This window comes from Pseudomonas sp. 14P_8.1_Bac3, from assembly GCF_025466085.1.
Lineage (GTDB): Bacteria > Pseudomonadota > Gammaproteobacteria > Pseudomonadales > Pseudomonadaceae > Aquipseudomonas.
On sequence record NZ_JANLOD010000021.1, the window covers coordinates 167,256 to 181,831 of the forward strand.

Here is a 14,576-nt window from a genome sequence, read left to right on the forward strand (position 1 = left end):
GTTACGGAAAAGCTCTGAAATCGCTGCACAGACGCGTACAGCATTCTCATGCCGTTTGAGATGCTGAGGGTATTAAGGGAGACGGACGAATAAACGGGAAGTCGGCCTGACACCCCCCTCAGACGAGCCACATTCAACGAAACTGCTTCAACCTGAGATACCCAGTGACGAGACCTTAGGGCAGCTTCAAGCGTTGTGTGGCATTCACTACAAACCCATGCAAGTTAAAAGCAAAGAGTATTTTGGAGGTAACCTGAAATATTCTACCAAGCTCAAGCAAAAGCCGGAACGCCGTTCAGAAGCGTCATATGGGGCTCTAGAACGCTAACCTCACCTCGTTACCGTCCAGTGCTCTATCCGACATAGCCCCAGCCCTGCTGACATTTGAGGGGGCCACAGGAAGCAGGATATCCATGTAGTTGCCACCAGATAACAACGCGTGCAAAACGCATCCGAATTCAAATACTTAAGTACCATCAGGCTGAGCTTACACATCATTCCTTTTTGCGAAGGCGACTTACAAATACAGCGTCGCTGGTAGTGAAGGTATTTTTCGCTCTCAGCCAGTCGGTGACTACGTTACCAGCTTTAGATTCATTATCTAACATACGCTGGATAAACCAAACTGCGACTGGAATCCATACCGCCGTAGGGCCGGTAACCAATGCAGGTACTAACGCCCCTGTCAATGTGAGCAAATCTCGTCTCTTTGCACCCCGCTCCACACGCTCCAATGACTTAACTTTATCGTTAACATTTATTACGTAATTCCTAACTGATTCCGCATTAAAATTATGCTTTTTAAGCAATATATTTAGACGATTGACGTCTTCCATACTGAATGCACTTACCACATCTGCAATAGGAGTATCCCCATCGAGAACAAGCAGATCCTCTACAACCACCCCCAAGTTCGAGGCCGTATCAATAATAGGTCGAGGAGGTACGCCGGTGATAAAACTAGCGGTCAATGTAACTATTTTTTCGATATTAAATCCGCTAGAACTCACAGGGCAGTAATTAGCGTTAAGTGCAGTACCCCACTCAACAGAAGTCGAGCATGCCAAGACAACAGGATTTATTTCAGCACCGTTCTTTCCTGAAATTATCTCCGCCAGCAGTCGGCCCATACCATGATGGAATCCTGCTCTCGCGCCCTGAGTTGAAAAATCCGTTTCTAAAGATGCCCAGCTCGAACCGAGGTATCTACGTACCGATTGCAGTTCGGAAAGGCCAGGGTCGGATTTGTTCGAGCTTAGTAGGCTAAGCAGATTGCGGCGTGCTTCATTATCTAGGGCAGGATACAGTAGGGGATTCCTTTTACGGCCCTCCGCAATAGTCGCCGCCGCGAGCGGTCTGTGGAGCACAAACTGGCTTTGATCATGATCAAGCAACTTTGCAAGCATCGCCCGGTCATAGAAATGGAGTTCGGCAGGGAGAATGATAATAACCCGACCCGAGTTAATCAATTCAACTAGCTCGCGCTCTGAGATTGAGAAGCCTCTAAGCAATTCCTCTAAACCTCTAAAAGGAGGCGCGAGGTATATTGTATTGTAAGTTGTTAAATAGTTCCTGATATTACTTGGCATTCCAAATGAACAGTCAATAAAGCAAGCCGTTCGCTCCCGCTTAGTCGAGGGGACGTATCGCGAAGGGTCTATCTGTTCGGTTGAAAATAACGATAGCCGATCATCGAACCACTGCTGCTCACCTGATTCTTGCGCTGTGACTAGCTTAGCTGGCCAACCTTTCAAGCGTTGATCAGTGAAATAAAAATCGGGCGTTTGAATTCCTGGAAAGCCCTCTGGTTCGACCTTAAACTCCAGCTCAATACTAATGCCAAGATTAGAAATTGCAATTTCTATAAGCTGTGCTGACTCTTCATCGAGCTCAACGGGCGAAATAATACGCAGTAGTGCTGGATGGTCATCTATTTTGAAAATCGGAAACTTTCTAGGGAGCTGACGTATTAGCTCAAGATGAAACTCAGACGCATTAAGAGGAGCTCCATTGAGTTGAGATAGTTGTTCAGGTGTCCGAGCTGGTATGCGAATAGCACCGTTTGGTGGACTTTTTACCAGATCAACTTGATATGCGATAACCCGGCAATATTTATCAAACCACTCTTTTAATGGCAGTCCCTCTGATGACATCGCCTCATCTAGCGTAACGCATACGATAAGATAGCTGCCATTTAAACACCAGAGCCCACCAAACTCTAATTGAGGTTGATTTAAAATTAGCCGTTCATATGAAGTCAGCGCATAACCCTTGGCGAAGCCGAATTTATCCATGGCATATATCCCTCGTTGTCAGCCAGAGCAGAGCATAGCACGCTTATTTGCTTTGTAAGGCGATTCGTCAATAACCACCGTAGTCGTATTTAACTGAAGGAACCTGAGGCGAACGCTGGCTCAGCTCTCATTAAAGAAATCATCAAGATCACGGCTCGTATAATCCGCTCGTCCGTTGTCGCTTGGAACCTCATTGGATTCTGAACGCCGATCGCTCTTTTGATAATAACGGCGCAGGTGTTCGCGCAACATCTCAATGCTGTTGCTCATTCTATGTCTTGGGAAGAGGTGCGATAAGACGCTCCGAACGAACGAAGCTCATCAGCCTCATAAAACTCCGCGACCGCGCCAAAATTTATCTCGTTCAAGATATTTTCCTTGTATACCGGAGCATCAGTGATACGCCAATTGTTTAATAACTGGCTCATGCTTAATAATATCTTTGATGCATAAGAACGAACAAGGCTCCTCGCATGATTTCATCACGCAACTTGTTGGGGTTCCCCCAAACCCCTAACAGCCAAAAAAGAAAAATAAAACATGAGCCGACGATAGAAACAAAAAAACACAGACAAATAAGTCTGCGCATGAGCCTCGCACAACGAGCGGAACTCCAGCGAAAAGCTGACTTAGCAGGGTTTTCTTTGAATGCTTATGTATTAGCAGCGACTCAGCACTCTCAAGTCGCGGGTGTTAATAACGAACAGATCAGAGAGCTTAAACAGCTCAATAGCTGGCTTAAGCGAATAAACTCAAACCTGAATATGATTGCAAGGGTCTGCAACTATAAAAAAGACAGGGTTGACCTAGTGTTGGTTAACATTTGCTTGAGCAAGATCAAGGCACACGTTGAAAATTTCGCAAAGGAGTATAAACAGTGATCCACGGAATATCAAAGCACAGTGGCGCGAACGACAACAGTGCTGCCAGAGCCATTGACTACTTCTTAAGTGAAATTTTCTACGATGCAGAAATCAAGAGATGGACGAAGCGGGAGCCCGCCGCCGAGCTTGTTAGCGGTGACAGAGAGGCGATTGAGAAACTCTGTCTCGAATGCGGATTTAAAAAAAGATACACATCTGGCGTACTTTCTTTCTCAGAGCAAGAATCAAAATTTCTAAAAGACTCCCCTGAAAAATTAACCAGTTTATTAAAAGACTGGGAAGATTTTGCGTTTGCCGGCGTTAAAAATGACTGCCGCGTTTCACTGATAGTAAAGCATGAGCACAAGGATCGACTGGGGCTGCACTATATTATCCCGCGAACGAACATCGAAAGCGGGAAGTATTTCAACCCTTTCCCTCCGAATTACGATGGTAGACGCGGCAAAGGTGCGAACAGCGACTTTATAAAACACAATGATGCTTTTACGGATTTCATCTGTAAGAAATACGGACTACAAAACCCTCGCGCGCCAGATGTTGCACGCTCGATAAAAATCAGCCCGCACGACCCCCCAAAAAGATGTTAAGCAAAAAATACACTTTCAATTAATCGAAGCGATAGGAGCTGGGCTCATTAGCAGTAGAAAGGAAATCATAAACACACTAGAAGCTAGTTGGTTTGAGATAACACGAGCCGGTTCCAACTACATATCACTCAAGCCCCCAGGCGCGCAAAAGTCCATGAGGTTAACCGGGGGAATATATGAAGATAGAAGGTCTTTTGAGCACTCTAGAAAAGCACTTGAACTCACAGGAGACAGTCGCGACTTTTAAAAAATCGCGAGAGACTACAATTCTATCTTACAAAAAAAAGAGCGCGCGAGGTTAAAAAAAAGACATCGCATTAAAGGAGCAGCAGCTTTGCGAACAGAGACATTTGAACAGCATTCTGAAAAAGAAATTAACGATACAACAGAATTACTCAAGAATCTTCGGAGCAATCTGCCTCTGTTCGATACTATTTATGACAACACCATTGATTTTATAAAAAACAACCCCGACACCTTAAACATGAGTAGCTATGGAACGCGCGCGCCCATAGCTTCGAATATCAGCAAATTCACAAATACTCAACAAAAAGCAGTGCTTAGCGGCTTACTAAGCGATAGCGAATATGAGAATGACCAGGACAAGCTTATGGAGCTGATCGAGAACTCTGCAAAACTTGTTGAGTTCTAATAAAACTGCTTCTTTCATTGCTTACTTTCGAGAATCACTTAAAAGGGTATTCCTCAAGTGGCAGTCAATACTCCACTACCGCAACAGACTTAATACGCCTTCAACAAGCCATAAACGCAGAAAACCCTTCGAAGAGCCGAAAAACCGAATCTGAGGAAGAAGGAAAAAATTTGGCTTTGCTCTAAAAACAAAAATAAAAAACGAGGCTAAAAATGATGGAACAAGTATCTCTGACAGAACGCAAATCCTTGCTAAACAAGCTTCATCTGACTGCCCACCCTCTTTCAAATAAAACGCGTTGCCTCAGGTGCGGAGACGCCAGATTACACTATCGAAGGCTATCCTGACGAATATGCAAGCCCCGCTGTGATTGCAGAGTTTATCCAAAAAATTGAGATTAATATAATCTGCACCGCCACAGCGCAAACTCAAATCAAACTTGCGCAAATTACAGATTGTGAGCTCTTTGAAGTTTGCCACGATAATTAGAAGCAGCAACACCAAGAGGCAAGCCTCTTGTCATCTCGCCCTCTTTGCCGGGCAGGGCTAGCGTGGCGGGGGAGAAAGAGCTTCCCCTACCAGGGGCCCAAGGCTGTTCCCCCCCCCCCGCTAGGCGTCCAGCACAAAGCGCCTACGGCGGCCGCAAGCGGCTCGAAACCCACCGCACGCGGCAGGGCCCTCGACTTTATGCTTGACCCCCAGCCGCCCCGTGGGGCTCCTTTTGCTCACAAAACAGTTGTCCGAAATTTAGCAAAAATTCGAAACTTTGCTTTTAAGCGTTACTTAGCCTCGTTAAATAGTTAACTAAATCATCATGATGCAACAAATCAACTTTTAGTTTCGCGGCTGCTTGCTTTGCTGCTGGTGTGTACAAAGCATTTGAGATGACACACGCGTGTTGACAGTCGTAGAAGTCTTTGGCCGAATACGCTTCCTGAACGGATTTATTACCTACCGTCGAGCTGTATAATTTACACTGAACTGCTATGCGAACAGATTCGCGTTCTGCAATTATATCGGCACCATGATCGCCGGAGCCGGGAGTAACTGTAGCAGCCCAGCTTAGCTCTCTTATGAGTTGCGCAACATGGAATTCATATTCATGTCCAGACATCATCCGTTCATTGGTTTGCGGTATGCTAGGAGCGTCTACTTGAATTATTCCATCCAAGTAATTAATCCAATATTCGAGAACATAGGGATTGGAAATATTAGAGAACTCTACATAAATCGGCGATATCTCAAAATTACCAGCACCATGTTCTAAAGTGTTTAACGGAAAAATCACATTTTGTAAGAAGCTCCTCAGCTCTTTAATCCAACGTGCTGATATCTCTTCTCCATACTCACCCAAATAAACAAGCTGGCCTTTTTTTCTTCGAAGCACGGGAAGGTGCGGCGTAACGCTTTGAGTAACAACGCAATGCATCAGCTGCAACTCCAATGACCTGATTCGTGCGTCGTACTGCCCTCGCAACGTAAAATACGCGTATTGCTCGGCAGGACTGCTTTCTCCATATTGCAGCAGCAACCCTTCAAGCTGTTGAACATTAGCGGTTCGATTCTTCAATATAAAAAATACATAGAACAAAACCCATAACAATAATATTAGGCAAACAAGACCTACAAAAATTTCTAAATGAGAAATAATAAAACTAAGGGCAGTGACGCCTACCATCAGCAGTATAAATGCGCTCAATAGCGCCGCGAGCGGACTCATAAACGAAGGCCTCCTACCATTCCATGCCGGCAGATTGACATCCCGGAAGGCGGATGAGCAAGCGCCCCCCTTCAAAAGCGACTCATGCAAGATGAACGCTCAAGAACAGCTCGCCAAGGGCTCTCACCAACCCTGAGAACCTACCGCTCGTCGGATTCCATATTCGGTATACAGTTATGTGTATGTTTATACATATTTTTAATTATAACTATATGATTTATAAGGCTGATTCGATTCCCTTCACCCGCTCCACTTCGAATTTTGCTCTCACGTTGTTTTGACGGGGGATGCAGGTAAGCAAAAACCGGCCTTGATGGCCGGTTTTTTTGTGGGCGATTTCGGGGCGTCAGATTTGTTGCCGGGGACGTGGAGAACCGGTATATGCCACGCTACCGACCCACAGGCTCGGCGTTTGAGGATTGAGTGATCGGTGCGGGCGAATACCCGAGGCTTTATTCCTGCCACTGGTCGGCCGTCCAGCACACTCTCTCATTCCTGCCTTCCAATAAGTACATCCCCCGCACGGAAGGCTTAAGCATGAACACCAAAATAGCTGCCCTGACGCTTGCTGGTCTGGTTTCCTACTCCTCGGTCTGCGCGCTCGCAGCTGACCCGGCGACAGATATGGCCGCTCCACCTGCCGCGCTTCCCGGCCTGAACCAGGGACAGGGGTCAGAATCAAAGCAGGAAAAGGCCAGTAAAAAAGGCGAGGAATCTTCCGGTGCGAATGCCGGATCCGATTCGAAAACGCTGCAGAAAGACTCGGGCGCTTCGCACAAGGCGGACGAGTATCAGAAAAAACAACGTGAAACGCATCCTGGGGGCGTGAAGAAGCCGGCTTCGTGAGTATCGTTCAGCACCGTCATGCGAAGCTCCGCTCACAGGTCATCAGTACAAAACACGCATCGTGTTCGCGGTTCGGGAAAGAGCTTTGCATGATCGGTCTTGATGTCCGGGTTTTTGCGCCTGGGATTGGCATCCGAGCCTCTGAAATTAGCGTTTTTTTCATCATAAAGTCGGTGTTTTGTTAACGTTTTTCTTGCCCGAATACAAGATCGCCAGTCGTATACAGAAACCCCCTGCAATACAGAAAAACGGCATCTCTAGCTAACTCTCCCAGCCCCGATTCTACGTCCGCCTAAACTCGCTTAATGCCCCTGGCATCTGCCAAAGAGGGCACAGTGGTTATAGTGTTGATCAAAAAAATTCAGTAGGTATAGTAACCACCTAAGCACACCACACGGAGGTGATGTGAATAGCCGATTTTTGATAAGCCAAATTGTTGCCGATGGGTGGTTCCTGGTTCGGATCAGGGGCAGCCATCATCACTTTAAACACCCGACCAAGCCGGGATTAGTCACAGTTCCTCACCCAAAGAAGGATCTGCTCAAAAAAACGGCCATGAGTATTTTGCAACAGGCGCTGCTCTAACGCGCTCAGCGCGCGGCGTCTCAGGAGGACAATGACATGCTTTACCCTATTGCGATTTCAATGGGCAATGACGAACACGCTTGGGGCGTGGAAGTGCCGGATATTCCGGGATGCTACTCAGCGGGTGAAGATCTGGATGATGCGATGGCCATGGCTCGGGAAGCGATTGAGGGTCATTTCGAAATTCTTGCCGAAGACGGCTCACCGATTCCACCTGCCAACAAAGTCACCCTGCATGCGGCCAATTCGAAGTACGCAGGCTGTACGTGGGCGGTGGTTGACATCGATGTCACCAAGTACCTGGGCAAAGCCCAAAAGCTGAACATCACCCTGCCGGGCTACCTGCTCAACCGCATCGACGAATATGTACTGCATCATCCGGAGGAAAAAAGCCGTTCAGGCTTTCTGGCTTCGGCGGCACTCAAGGTGTTGCAGCAGCACCGATGACTTGTTGCGAAGACGCGAAAACCGGCCCAAATGGTCGGTTTTTTTTGCGGGCCGGATTAGTGAAATGCTGATTCTTTTACCCATACACCGTGCACGCAAGTGGCCGGTTGATCAGAAAAAGCAAGGTCCTACACGACTCTGGGAATTGTCCGTACACTTGCGCATTGCCGTGTTTTTGTCTCGAAGCCTATAGTCCGTTCACGCCCAAATGGCGTATCGGGTTTGGCGACTCGAAGACTGGTACAGAAGCCTCCGAGAATTTCTCGGAGCGCTTTTGAACGCAACTGGCTTCCTTTTTTGGTGGCTGTGCGTGGGAGACCTTAGGGTCTGCCGGTTTTGCCGTGTCCCGGTTCGCCAACCCGCGTACAGCTACCACCCTATTGTTTGGCGACGATTGAGTGGTGGATCTTCTTCCTACATGGTGATCACTCATGAATGACTACTTGGCTTTAACCAGCAACGCCGACGACCTCCCCACGTTCTACGTCAACACCACCCAGCCACTGCATTCCCTCCTCAGCTCCGCCCGCTACAGAATCGCCGCCGTCACCCAAGTTCTGGAAAACATCGCCATGCGCGGCGAAATCACCAGCGACGCGGTGATTCTCAGCGACTTCGCCTTGCTCTGCGCCATTCCGCTGCGCGATGGCTGTGACGTGCTGGATGTGATTGCGCGACGTATGGACGCGGAAAAGTAGTGCAATAACAGGGGCGCCTTTCAAGGCGCCCTTTGTGTGTTCTCACCCCACGTATATTTTTCGTATAGAGCCCCGCACCTCAGTAAAGAAGCCGTAGCGCCGCACCAAACCCGTCAAAAAACACCCTACCCTGCGCTCTCACCTTTCACGCAGAGATCAGCATGGACAATTCAGAGTTGGGGATCATGATCATTTCAATGATCGGGTTATTCGGCTTTGCTTCGTTTCTTTTCGACTACCTGAGTGCCAAGCGCAGGGACCGATGACGTTCAGCGTCATCCGTCCCTTTTTTTGCGCTAGCGGGTCACGACGATGAACAACCGCGGGAACGGCAGCAGTACCGAACCGTCGCTCAGCGCCGGATACGCTTGCTCGATCGCGGCGTGGTATTGACTGAGGTACTGCGCTTTTTCCGCGTCGTCCAGCGGTTCGAGAAACGGCCGCAAACCGCTGCCCTTGAACCACTCGACCACGCCCGACGCACCGCCCGCCAGCGGATGATGGTAGGTGGTGCGCCACACATCGACTCGCGCGCAGTGGGGGCGCAGCATCGAGTAGTAATCGCTGGCGCTGGCCATTTCCGTGCGTTGCCCGGCGGCGCCCGCCAACTTGCTGGCCCACGGGCCATTCGCCGCGACTTGGCGCATCAGGCGATGGGACGGCTCGTTGAGGTTGTCGGGCATTTGAATGGCCAGGCTGCCGCCCTGGGTCAGGCGCGCGGCGAGCGATGGCAGCAAGGCCGCGTGATCGGGCAGCCACTGCAGCACTGCGTTGGCGAAGATGACGTCGAACGGGCCGCTGTCGTTCCAGGTGCCGATATCCACAGTGTCGAACTGCACGTTCGGCAAGCGCTTGCGGGCGGCGTCGATCATGTCGGTGGAACTGTCGACGCCCCGCACCGTGGCGCGGGTGAAGCGCTCCACCAGCAGCTCGGTCGAATTGCCGGGGCCGCAACCGATGTCGATGGCCAAGCGCGCCTCCACAGGCAGAATCGCCGCGAGCAGATCCCGCGCCGGGCGTGTGCGTTCATCTTCAAAAGCGACGTATTGCTTGGCGGACCAACTCATTGCGTTCTCCTGTCGGTGCGTTGTCGTGGGCGAGGCGGACAACCGGTTCGCTACGATACCCCGACTGCCCGCCCTGCTCTATTCCACCTTTGGAGAGAAACATCAACGGACGCCAGCCCCTGTAGGAGCGAGCTTGCTCCTACAGTCAGGGTCTATTAAGAAGGTAAGCAGAATTTTCATCCTGCCCGCGCTGTCACACGTTCAAGCGCATCCCAATAAGGAACACGGCAATGAAATTCGCAAAAATCTCGCAGAAACTCGCCTTGTGGGCCGGCAGTCCCAAGACGTTTATGGGGGCGTTGATTCTCATTGGTCTGTGGGGGTTGAGCGGGCCGTTTTTTGATTACAACGACACGTGGCAACTGATCATTAACACCTCGACCACCATCATCACCTTCTTGATGGTGTTCCTGATCCAGAACACGCAAAACCGTGACACCGACATCCTGCACCTGAAAATCGATGAGTTGCTTCGGGTGAACAAGGAAGCGCAGAACGCGATGCTGGGGCTGGAATTACTCGACCTCAAGCAATTGGAAGCCTTGCGTAAGCACTACCGTGCCATGGGCGAAAGCGAGGTGCATGGGCTGGTGGGGCTGGCGACCCAGAGCAAGCACAAACAGGATCTGAACGACTGTTGAGTAGAAACAAAAAACGGCGCGTGATGTGAGTCACGCGCCGTTTATTTTGAACACCGTTTAACGACCGGCTTGCAGGGCCTTGGCCATTTGCAGGTGGTTCTGCAGTTTGGGCAGGGTTTCCTCAGCGAAGGCCTTGATTTCCGGCACATCGGTGGTCTGCGCTTCCCGCTGCAGTTGTTCGATGGCTTCCTGGGTGGTTTTCACCTGGCTGGCGGCGTACGCCTGGTCGAAGGTCGTACCGTCCTTCACTTCCGGCATCAAAGTTTTGGCCTTGTCGACCACCTCTTCCCGCGGCGCCACCGGCAGATCCAGTTGCTTGGCGATTTTCGCCAAGTGCTGGTTGGCGGTGGTGCGGTCGTTGATGACGACGATGGTGTAGTCCTTGACCTCTTTGGATTCGGACTTCTGGTGCGCCAAGCGACTGGCTTCGATGTCGGCGATGCCTTTGGCCGAGGCATCGTTGATGAATTCGGCAGTGGACTGGGCAAACGCACTGCTGGCGAACAGGCCCAGTAACATGGCAAAACCGGCGTTGCGTAATCGGGTGGCCATCCGGCTCATGGTCGCGCCCTCCTCGGAAGAAAATTCAAACGGGAGCTTTCGCTCCCGCCTCTCAATCAAAACTACCTTCACCACTACTTGGATTTCTGACCACCTTTACGGCCCATATCGGGTTTCGCAGGCTCTTTATCGACAGTCGTGGTGGTAGTTTTCCCACCTTTGCGACCGGCTTCAGACGCCTTGGTTCGATCGTTGGCGAAATTTCCCGAGTTCGAGTTTCTTGAGTTAGGCATGATTCTCTACCTCTTGGTGATGATCGCGGCGAGCAGGAGCCCGCATAGAATCTGAATTTCGATCCTCACAAAGGTTTAGAAAAATCGGGGGGGATGCGACGAACGGCGAACCGTACTCAGACCCCGAGGTCGAGGTGATTTTGACGTTTGGCGCTGTACATGGCCTCGTCGGCGTGGCGGAACAGCTGGTTTTCTTCCGTGCCATGTTCGGGGTAATGCGCAACGCCGATGCTTGGGTGGATGTTCAGGCTGTGGCCATCCAGCCGCAATGGCTGCGCCAGAACCTGTCGGATTTTTCCGGCCACACCGTCAGCGTCGTCCGCAGCCTGGATACGGTGCAGCAACACCACGAATTCATCGCCGCCGATCCGCGCCACGGTGTCGGTTTCCCGCACGCAGCCCTTCAGACGGTTGGCCACCGCTTGCAGCAGCATGTCGCCGACCGCATGGCCGTGGGTGTCGTTGACTTCCTTGAAGCGGTCGAGGTCGACGTACAGCAGCGCCATGCGCCCACCTTCCGACCTGGCCCGCGCGAGCGCATCTTTCAGCCGCTCGCGGAGCAATTCGCGATTGGGCAGTTGGGTCAGTTGATCGTACTGGGCCATGCGCTGCAGCCGCGCATGCAGCTGCTTGCGCTCGATGGCGGTCGCGACCTGGGCGCACACGAACTGCAGCAATTCCTTGTCTTGCTCGGTATAGCGCTCACCGCCCGCTTCACTTTTGACGATCAGCGCGCCAATGGTGCCGTTCTGCGAGTTCAAGGGCACCCCCAGCCAGCACGGTGACTGCTGGCCCGCGACCAATAGCTCAAACCCTTCCGGGGCGTCGTCCAGGTCCGGGGTCAGCAGGATCGGCTGGCCACTGCGGATCACTTCGGCACACAACCGCCCAGTGACCGTTCCCGGCTGTTCGGGTTGCTGTTCGTCGTCATCGACGTGATACGGGAAATTGAGCTGCGCGCAGTGCTCGTCATACAGCGCGACAGAGAAGTTCAGCGCCGGCAGCCATTCGCCGATGATCAGGTGAATGCGCTTGAACAGCGCCAGCAAGTCTTCCGCCGCGTGGGCCGCTTCGGAAATCGCATACAGTGCCGCCTGCCGCGACTCGGCCTGCTTGCGCTCGGTGATGTCGCGGGCCACGGCAATGCGCAGTTGATCGACCTCCGACCAACGCGCCGACCAGAGGATGTGCACCACGCGGCCATCCTTGCGCACGTAGCGGTTTTCGAAGTTGAGCTTGGGCTCGCCGCCCATGATGTCCCGCGCGGCATCGAGGGTGCGCTGGCGATCGCCGGGGTGCACCAGCTCGATCATCGGCCGGCCGACCAGCTCATCCGGCGTGTAACCCAAAATGCGCTCGCAGGCGGCGCTGACAAAAACGAAGCGACCTTGTTTATCAACCGCGCAAACGGCGTCCAGCAGTAGATCGATGTAACTCGCCAGCGGCGCGGAATTTCTGGTTGCCATGGTGCAGAGTGCATGTCCGAACAGTGCAGCAGTAAAAAACCATCCCTGACCCGTAATGTTGCAGCCGACGCCTCCGTGGGATCAGCCTCAAGTGTTGTTCGGCACCAGCCCCGGCAAGGCATGCACCAAGGCGTTGATGGCGAAACCGATGAGCATCACGCACAACCGGGCAATCGCCAATGGACGCAAGTCTATATCAGGTGTACCGGGAATCGGCTGACTGATTGTCGCAGAACCAGGCTTGCCGTCGCTGGCTGTAGACGGCCAGGCGTAATGCCGAATCGCAATTCGAGGGTGCTGGTCAGGCCGCCTTCGCCAGCAAGCCCGCTCTCGCAGGGGACTTGCGCCTGACCGTGGGAGCGGGCTTGCTGCGAAACGTGTGGATCAGTACTTGTCGAGGGTGCGCAGTTTCTGCGGCAGGCCCCACATCAATAGGGCGACGGCGATCAGCGCGGCGACGCCGATGACGTACAGCGCCGGCGTGGTGCTGCCGGTCAGGTCCTTGATCCGCCCGACCATGACCGGGCTGACGATGCCGCCGAACTGGCCAAGGGTGTTGATCACTGCGATTCCGCCAGCGGCACCTGCGCCAGCACCGGCCAACAGTTTCGGCGGCAAGGTCCAGAAGCTCGGGATGGACGCGATGATCCCGGCACCGAGCAAGCCCAGCGCGACGATCAGGAACGTCGTGTGATCAGCGAATATCCCGGCGCAGAAGAACCCCAGCGCGCCCACCGCCACCAAACCCGCCACAAACTTGCGGCGCTCGCCGGTCGAGTCGGACAACCGCCCGATCACCACCATGCTGATCGCCCCGCAGATGTACGGGATTGCCGTGAGCAGGCCGATCATCACCGGGCTCTCGGTGCCGGCGCTACGGATCAGTTGCGGCGCCCAGAAGTTCAAGCCGTAGGACGCCACCTGGATCAGGAAGTAGATCAGCCCCAGCGTCAGGAACCCCGGAATCCGCAGCGCTGCCAGCAACGAACCGCCGCTCTTGTGCGGTTCATGGTGGGCGATGCGGCTGGCCAGCAGGGTTTTCTCCGACGGCGTCAGCCAATGGGCGTCCTCGATGCGGTCCTTGAGCAAGGTCAGCACCAGAAAACCGAGGCCAATGCAGGGCACGCCGCCGAGCAGGAACAGCCAGTGCCAGCCGCGCATGTCCATGACCCCATCAAGGTGCTGCAGCACCAGCCCGGAGAACGGTGCGCCGAACAGGCCGGCGAACGCCGAGGCCAGGAACAGCATCGAGGTGATGCGCCCGCGATAATGTTGCGGGAACCACAGCGTCAGGTAATACAGAACGCCCGGGGCAAAACCGGCCTCCATTGCGCCGATCAGGAAGCGCAGTACATAGAACTGCCATTCGCTGGTGACGAACACCATCAGCGCCGTTGCCAGGCCCCAGGACATCATGATCCGCGCGATCCAGCGCCGGGCGCCGACCTTGTACAGCATCATGTTGCTGGGCACTTCGAAGATCACGTAGCCGACCACGAACAACCCGGCGCCGAGACCGTACGCGGTGTCGCTCAGGCTCAGGTCGGCCTGCAGCTGGAACTTGGCGAAGCTGATGTTGATGCGGTCGAAGAACGCGAACAGGTAGCAGACCATGATCAACGGCATCAGGCGCCAGGCGACCTTGCTGACCAGGGCTTTTTCTTCGTCGAGGTTGACGGACGGGCTCGCGCCCGCCTCCAGTACATTGAGGCTCATAGTGCTTCTCCAGGCGGACTTCCCGTGGGTGTCCGATTGTTTTTGTTGTCTGGTGTACGTTTTCGGGCTTTCTGTAGGAGCGAACCTGTTCGCGATGGTCGTCAGAACACCGCGGGGTGTCAGGCAGCCAGCGTCATCGTTGACCACCATCGCGAGCGTGCTCGCTCCTACAGGTACAG

General features: G+C 52.8%; 17 protein-coding genes and 1 pseudogene. 8 read left to right on the forward strand and 10 right to left on the reverse strand.

The window, feature by feature from the left end; translation table 11 throughout:
* Positions 1 to 494 precede the first annotated feature (494 nt).
* The 3 genes from NTD84_RS08145 to NTD84_RS08155 all read right to left on the reverse strand — a co-directional run bounded on the left by NTD84_RS08145 (position 495) and on the right by NTD84_RS08155 (position 2,722).
* Entirely contained in the window at positions 495 to 2,294 is a 1,800-nt protein-coding gene (locus NTD84_RS08145; RefSeq protein WP_262164635.1) for a hypothetical protein, read from the reverse strand.
* Between the two features lie 120 nt (positions 2,295 to 2,414).
* Positions 2,415 to 2,564: a hypothetical protein gene (locus NTD84_RS08150; RefSeq protein ID WP_262164636.1), complete on the reverse strand. Its 150-nt coding sequence runs from the start codon at positions 2,562 to 2,564 to the stop codon at positions 2,415 to 2,417.
* Positions 2,561 to 2,722 carry a hypothetical protein gene (locus NTD84_RS08155; RefSeq protein ID WP_262164637.1) on the reverse strand — a complete coding sequence of 54 codons (162 nt, stop codon included), beginning with the start codon at positions 2,720 to 2,722 and terminating at the stop codon, positions 2,561 to 2,563. Before NTD84_RS08155 ends, NTD84_RS08150 begins: the two co-directional genes overlap by 4 nt.
* Positions 2,723 to 2,767: 45 nt before the next feature.
* Between NTD84_RS08155 and NTD84_RS08160 the strand changes: the two genes are divergently transcribed.
* From NTD84_RS08160 to NTD84_RS08170, 3 genes are all read left to right on the forward strand, one after another.
* The gene (locus tag NTD84_RS08160; RefSeq protein ID WP_262164638.1) at positions 2,768 to 3,175 is read left to right on the forward strand and encodes a plasmid mobilization protein; all 408 of its coding nucleotides are present in this window, start codon (positions 2,768 to 2,770) and stop codon (positions 3,173 to 3,175) included.
* Positions 3,172 to 3,765, forward strand: a complete 594-nt coding sequence (locus NTD84_RS08165; protein ID WP_262164639.1) for a relaxase/mobilization nuclease domain-containing protein — start codon at positions 3,172 to 3,174, stop codon at positions 3,763 to 3,765. Before NTD84_RS08160 ends, NTD84_RS08165 begins: the two co-directional genes overlap by 4 nt.
* A 334-nt stretch (positions 3,766 to 4,099) precedes the next feature.
* Positions 4,100 to 4,417, forward strand: coding sequence for a hypothetical protein (locus NTD84_RS08170; RefSeq protein ID WP_262164640.1), 318 nt, complete (start codon positions 4,100 to 4,102; stop codon positions 4,415 to 4,417).
* A 772-nt stretch (positions 4,418 to 5,189) separates the two neighbouring features.
* Here NTD84_RS08170 and NTD84_RS08175 read toward each other — a convergent pair.
* A complete protein-coding gene (locus NTD84_RS08175; protein ID WP_262164641.1) occupies positions 5,190 to 6,137 on the reverse strand; it encodes a restriction endonuclease in 948 nt (315 codons plus the stop codon).
* A gap of 537 nt (positions 6,138 to 6,674) precedes the next feature.
* On the opposite strand from NTD84_RS08175, the gene NTD84_RS08180 reads away from it, so the two are divergent.
* The 4 genes from NTD84_RS08180 (at position 6,675) to NTD84_RS08195 (ending at position 8,713) form a co-directional block, all read left to right on the forward strand.
* The gene (locus NTD84_RS08180; RefSeq protein WP_262164642.1) at positions 6,675 to 6,983 is read left to right on the forward strand and encodes a hypothetical protein; all 309 of its coding nucleotides are present in this window, start codon (positions 6,675 to 6,677) and stop codon (positions 6,981 to 6,983) included.
* 405 nt (positions 6,984 to 7,388) lie between these two features.
* Complete coding sequence (locus tag NTD84_RS08185) at positions 7,389 to 7,568, forward strand: type II toxin-antitoxin system HicA family toxin (protein WP_262164643.1); 180 nt, start codon at positions 7,389 to 7,391, stop codon at positions 7,566 to 7,568.
* A gap of 36 nt (positions 7,569 to 7,604) precedes the next feature.
* Positions 7,605 to 8,015: a type II toxin-antitoxin system HicB family antitoxin gene (locus tag NTD84_RS08190; RefSeq protein WP_262164644.1), complete on the forward strand. Its 411-nt coding sequence runs from the start codon at positions 7,605 to 7,607 to the stop codon at positions 8,013 to 8,015.
* Positions 8,016 to 8,446: 431 nt separating this feature from the next.
* Positions 8,447 to 8,713: a short-chain dehydrogenase gene (locus tag NTD84_RS08195; RefSeq protein WP_262164645.1), complete on the forward strand. Its 267-nt coding sequence runs from the start codon at positions 8,447 to 8,449 to the stop codon at positions 8,711 to 8,713.
* Between the two features lie 296 nt (positions 8,714 to 9,009).
* On the opposite strand, the gene tam is transcribed toward NTD84_RS08195, so the two are convergent.
* The gene (gene tam / locus NTD84_RS08200) at positions 9,010 to 9,780 is read right to left on the reverse strand and encodes a trans-aconitate 2-methyltransferase (protein WP_262164646.1); all 771 of its coding nucleotides are present in this window, start codon (positions 9,778 to 9,780) and stop codon (positions 9,010 to 9,012) included.
* Between the two features lie 230 nt (positions 9,781 to 10,010).
* Between tam and NTD84_RS08205 the strand changes: the two genes are divergently transcribed.
* Positions 10,011 to 10,421, forward strand: a complete 411-nt coding sequence (locus NTD84_RS08205) for a low affinity iron permease family protein (protein ID WP_262164647.1) — start codon at positions 10,011 to 10,013, stop codon at positions 10,419 to 10,421.
* Positions 10,422 to 10,478: 57 nt separating this feature from the next.
* Here NTD84_RS08205 and NTD84_RS08210 read toward each other — a convergent pair whose 3' ends face one another.
* The 5 genes and pseudogenes from NTD84_RS08210 to NTD84_RS08230 all read right to left on the reverse strand — a co-directional run bounded on the left by NTD84_RS08210 (position 10,479) and on the right by NTD84_RS08230 (position 14,397).
* Positions 10,479 to 10,982 carry a DUF4142 domain-containing protein gene (locus NTD84_RS08210; RefSeq protein WP_262164648.1) on the reverse strand — a complete coding sequence of 168 codons (504 nt, stop codon included), beginning with the start codon at positions 10,980 to 10,982 and terminating at the stop codon, positions 10,479 to 10,481.
* A gap of 74 nt (positions 10,983 to 11,056) precedes the next feature.
* The gene (locus tag NTD84_RS08215) at positions 11,057 to 11,215 is read right to left on the reverse strand and encodes a KGG domain-containing protein (RefSeq protein ID WP_080995118.1); all 159 of its coding nucleotides are present in this window, start codon (positions 11,213 to 11,215) and stop codon (positions 11,057 to 11,059) included.
* A gap of 116 nt (positions 11,216 to 11,331) precedes the next feature.
* The gene (locus NTD84_RS08220) at positions 11,332 to 12,681 is read right to left on the reverse strand and encodes a bifunctional diguanylate cyclase/phosphodiesterase (RefSeq protein WP_262164649.1); all 1,350 of its coding nucleotides are present in this window, start codon (positions 12,679 to 12,681) and stop codon (positions 11,332 to 11,334) included.
* Positions 12,682 to 12,768: 87 nt separating this feature from the next.
* Positions 12,769 to 12,861, reverse strand: a pseudogene (locus NTD84_RS08225) (LysE family translocator); the annotation flags it as partial.
* Positions 12,862 to 13,065: 204 nt separating this feature from the next.
* Positions 13,066 to 14,397, reverse strand: coding sequence for an MFS transporter (locus tag NTD84_RS08230; protein WP_262164650.1), 1,332 nt, complete (start codon positions 14,395 to 14,397; stop codon positions 13,066 to 13,068).
* Positions 14,398 to 14,576 lie beyond the last annotated feature (179 nt).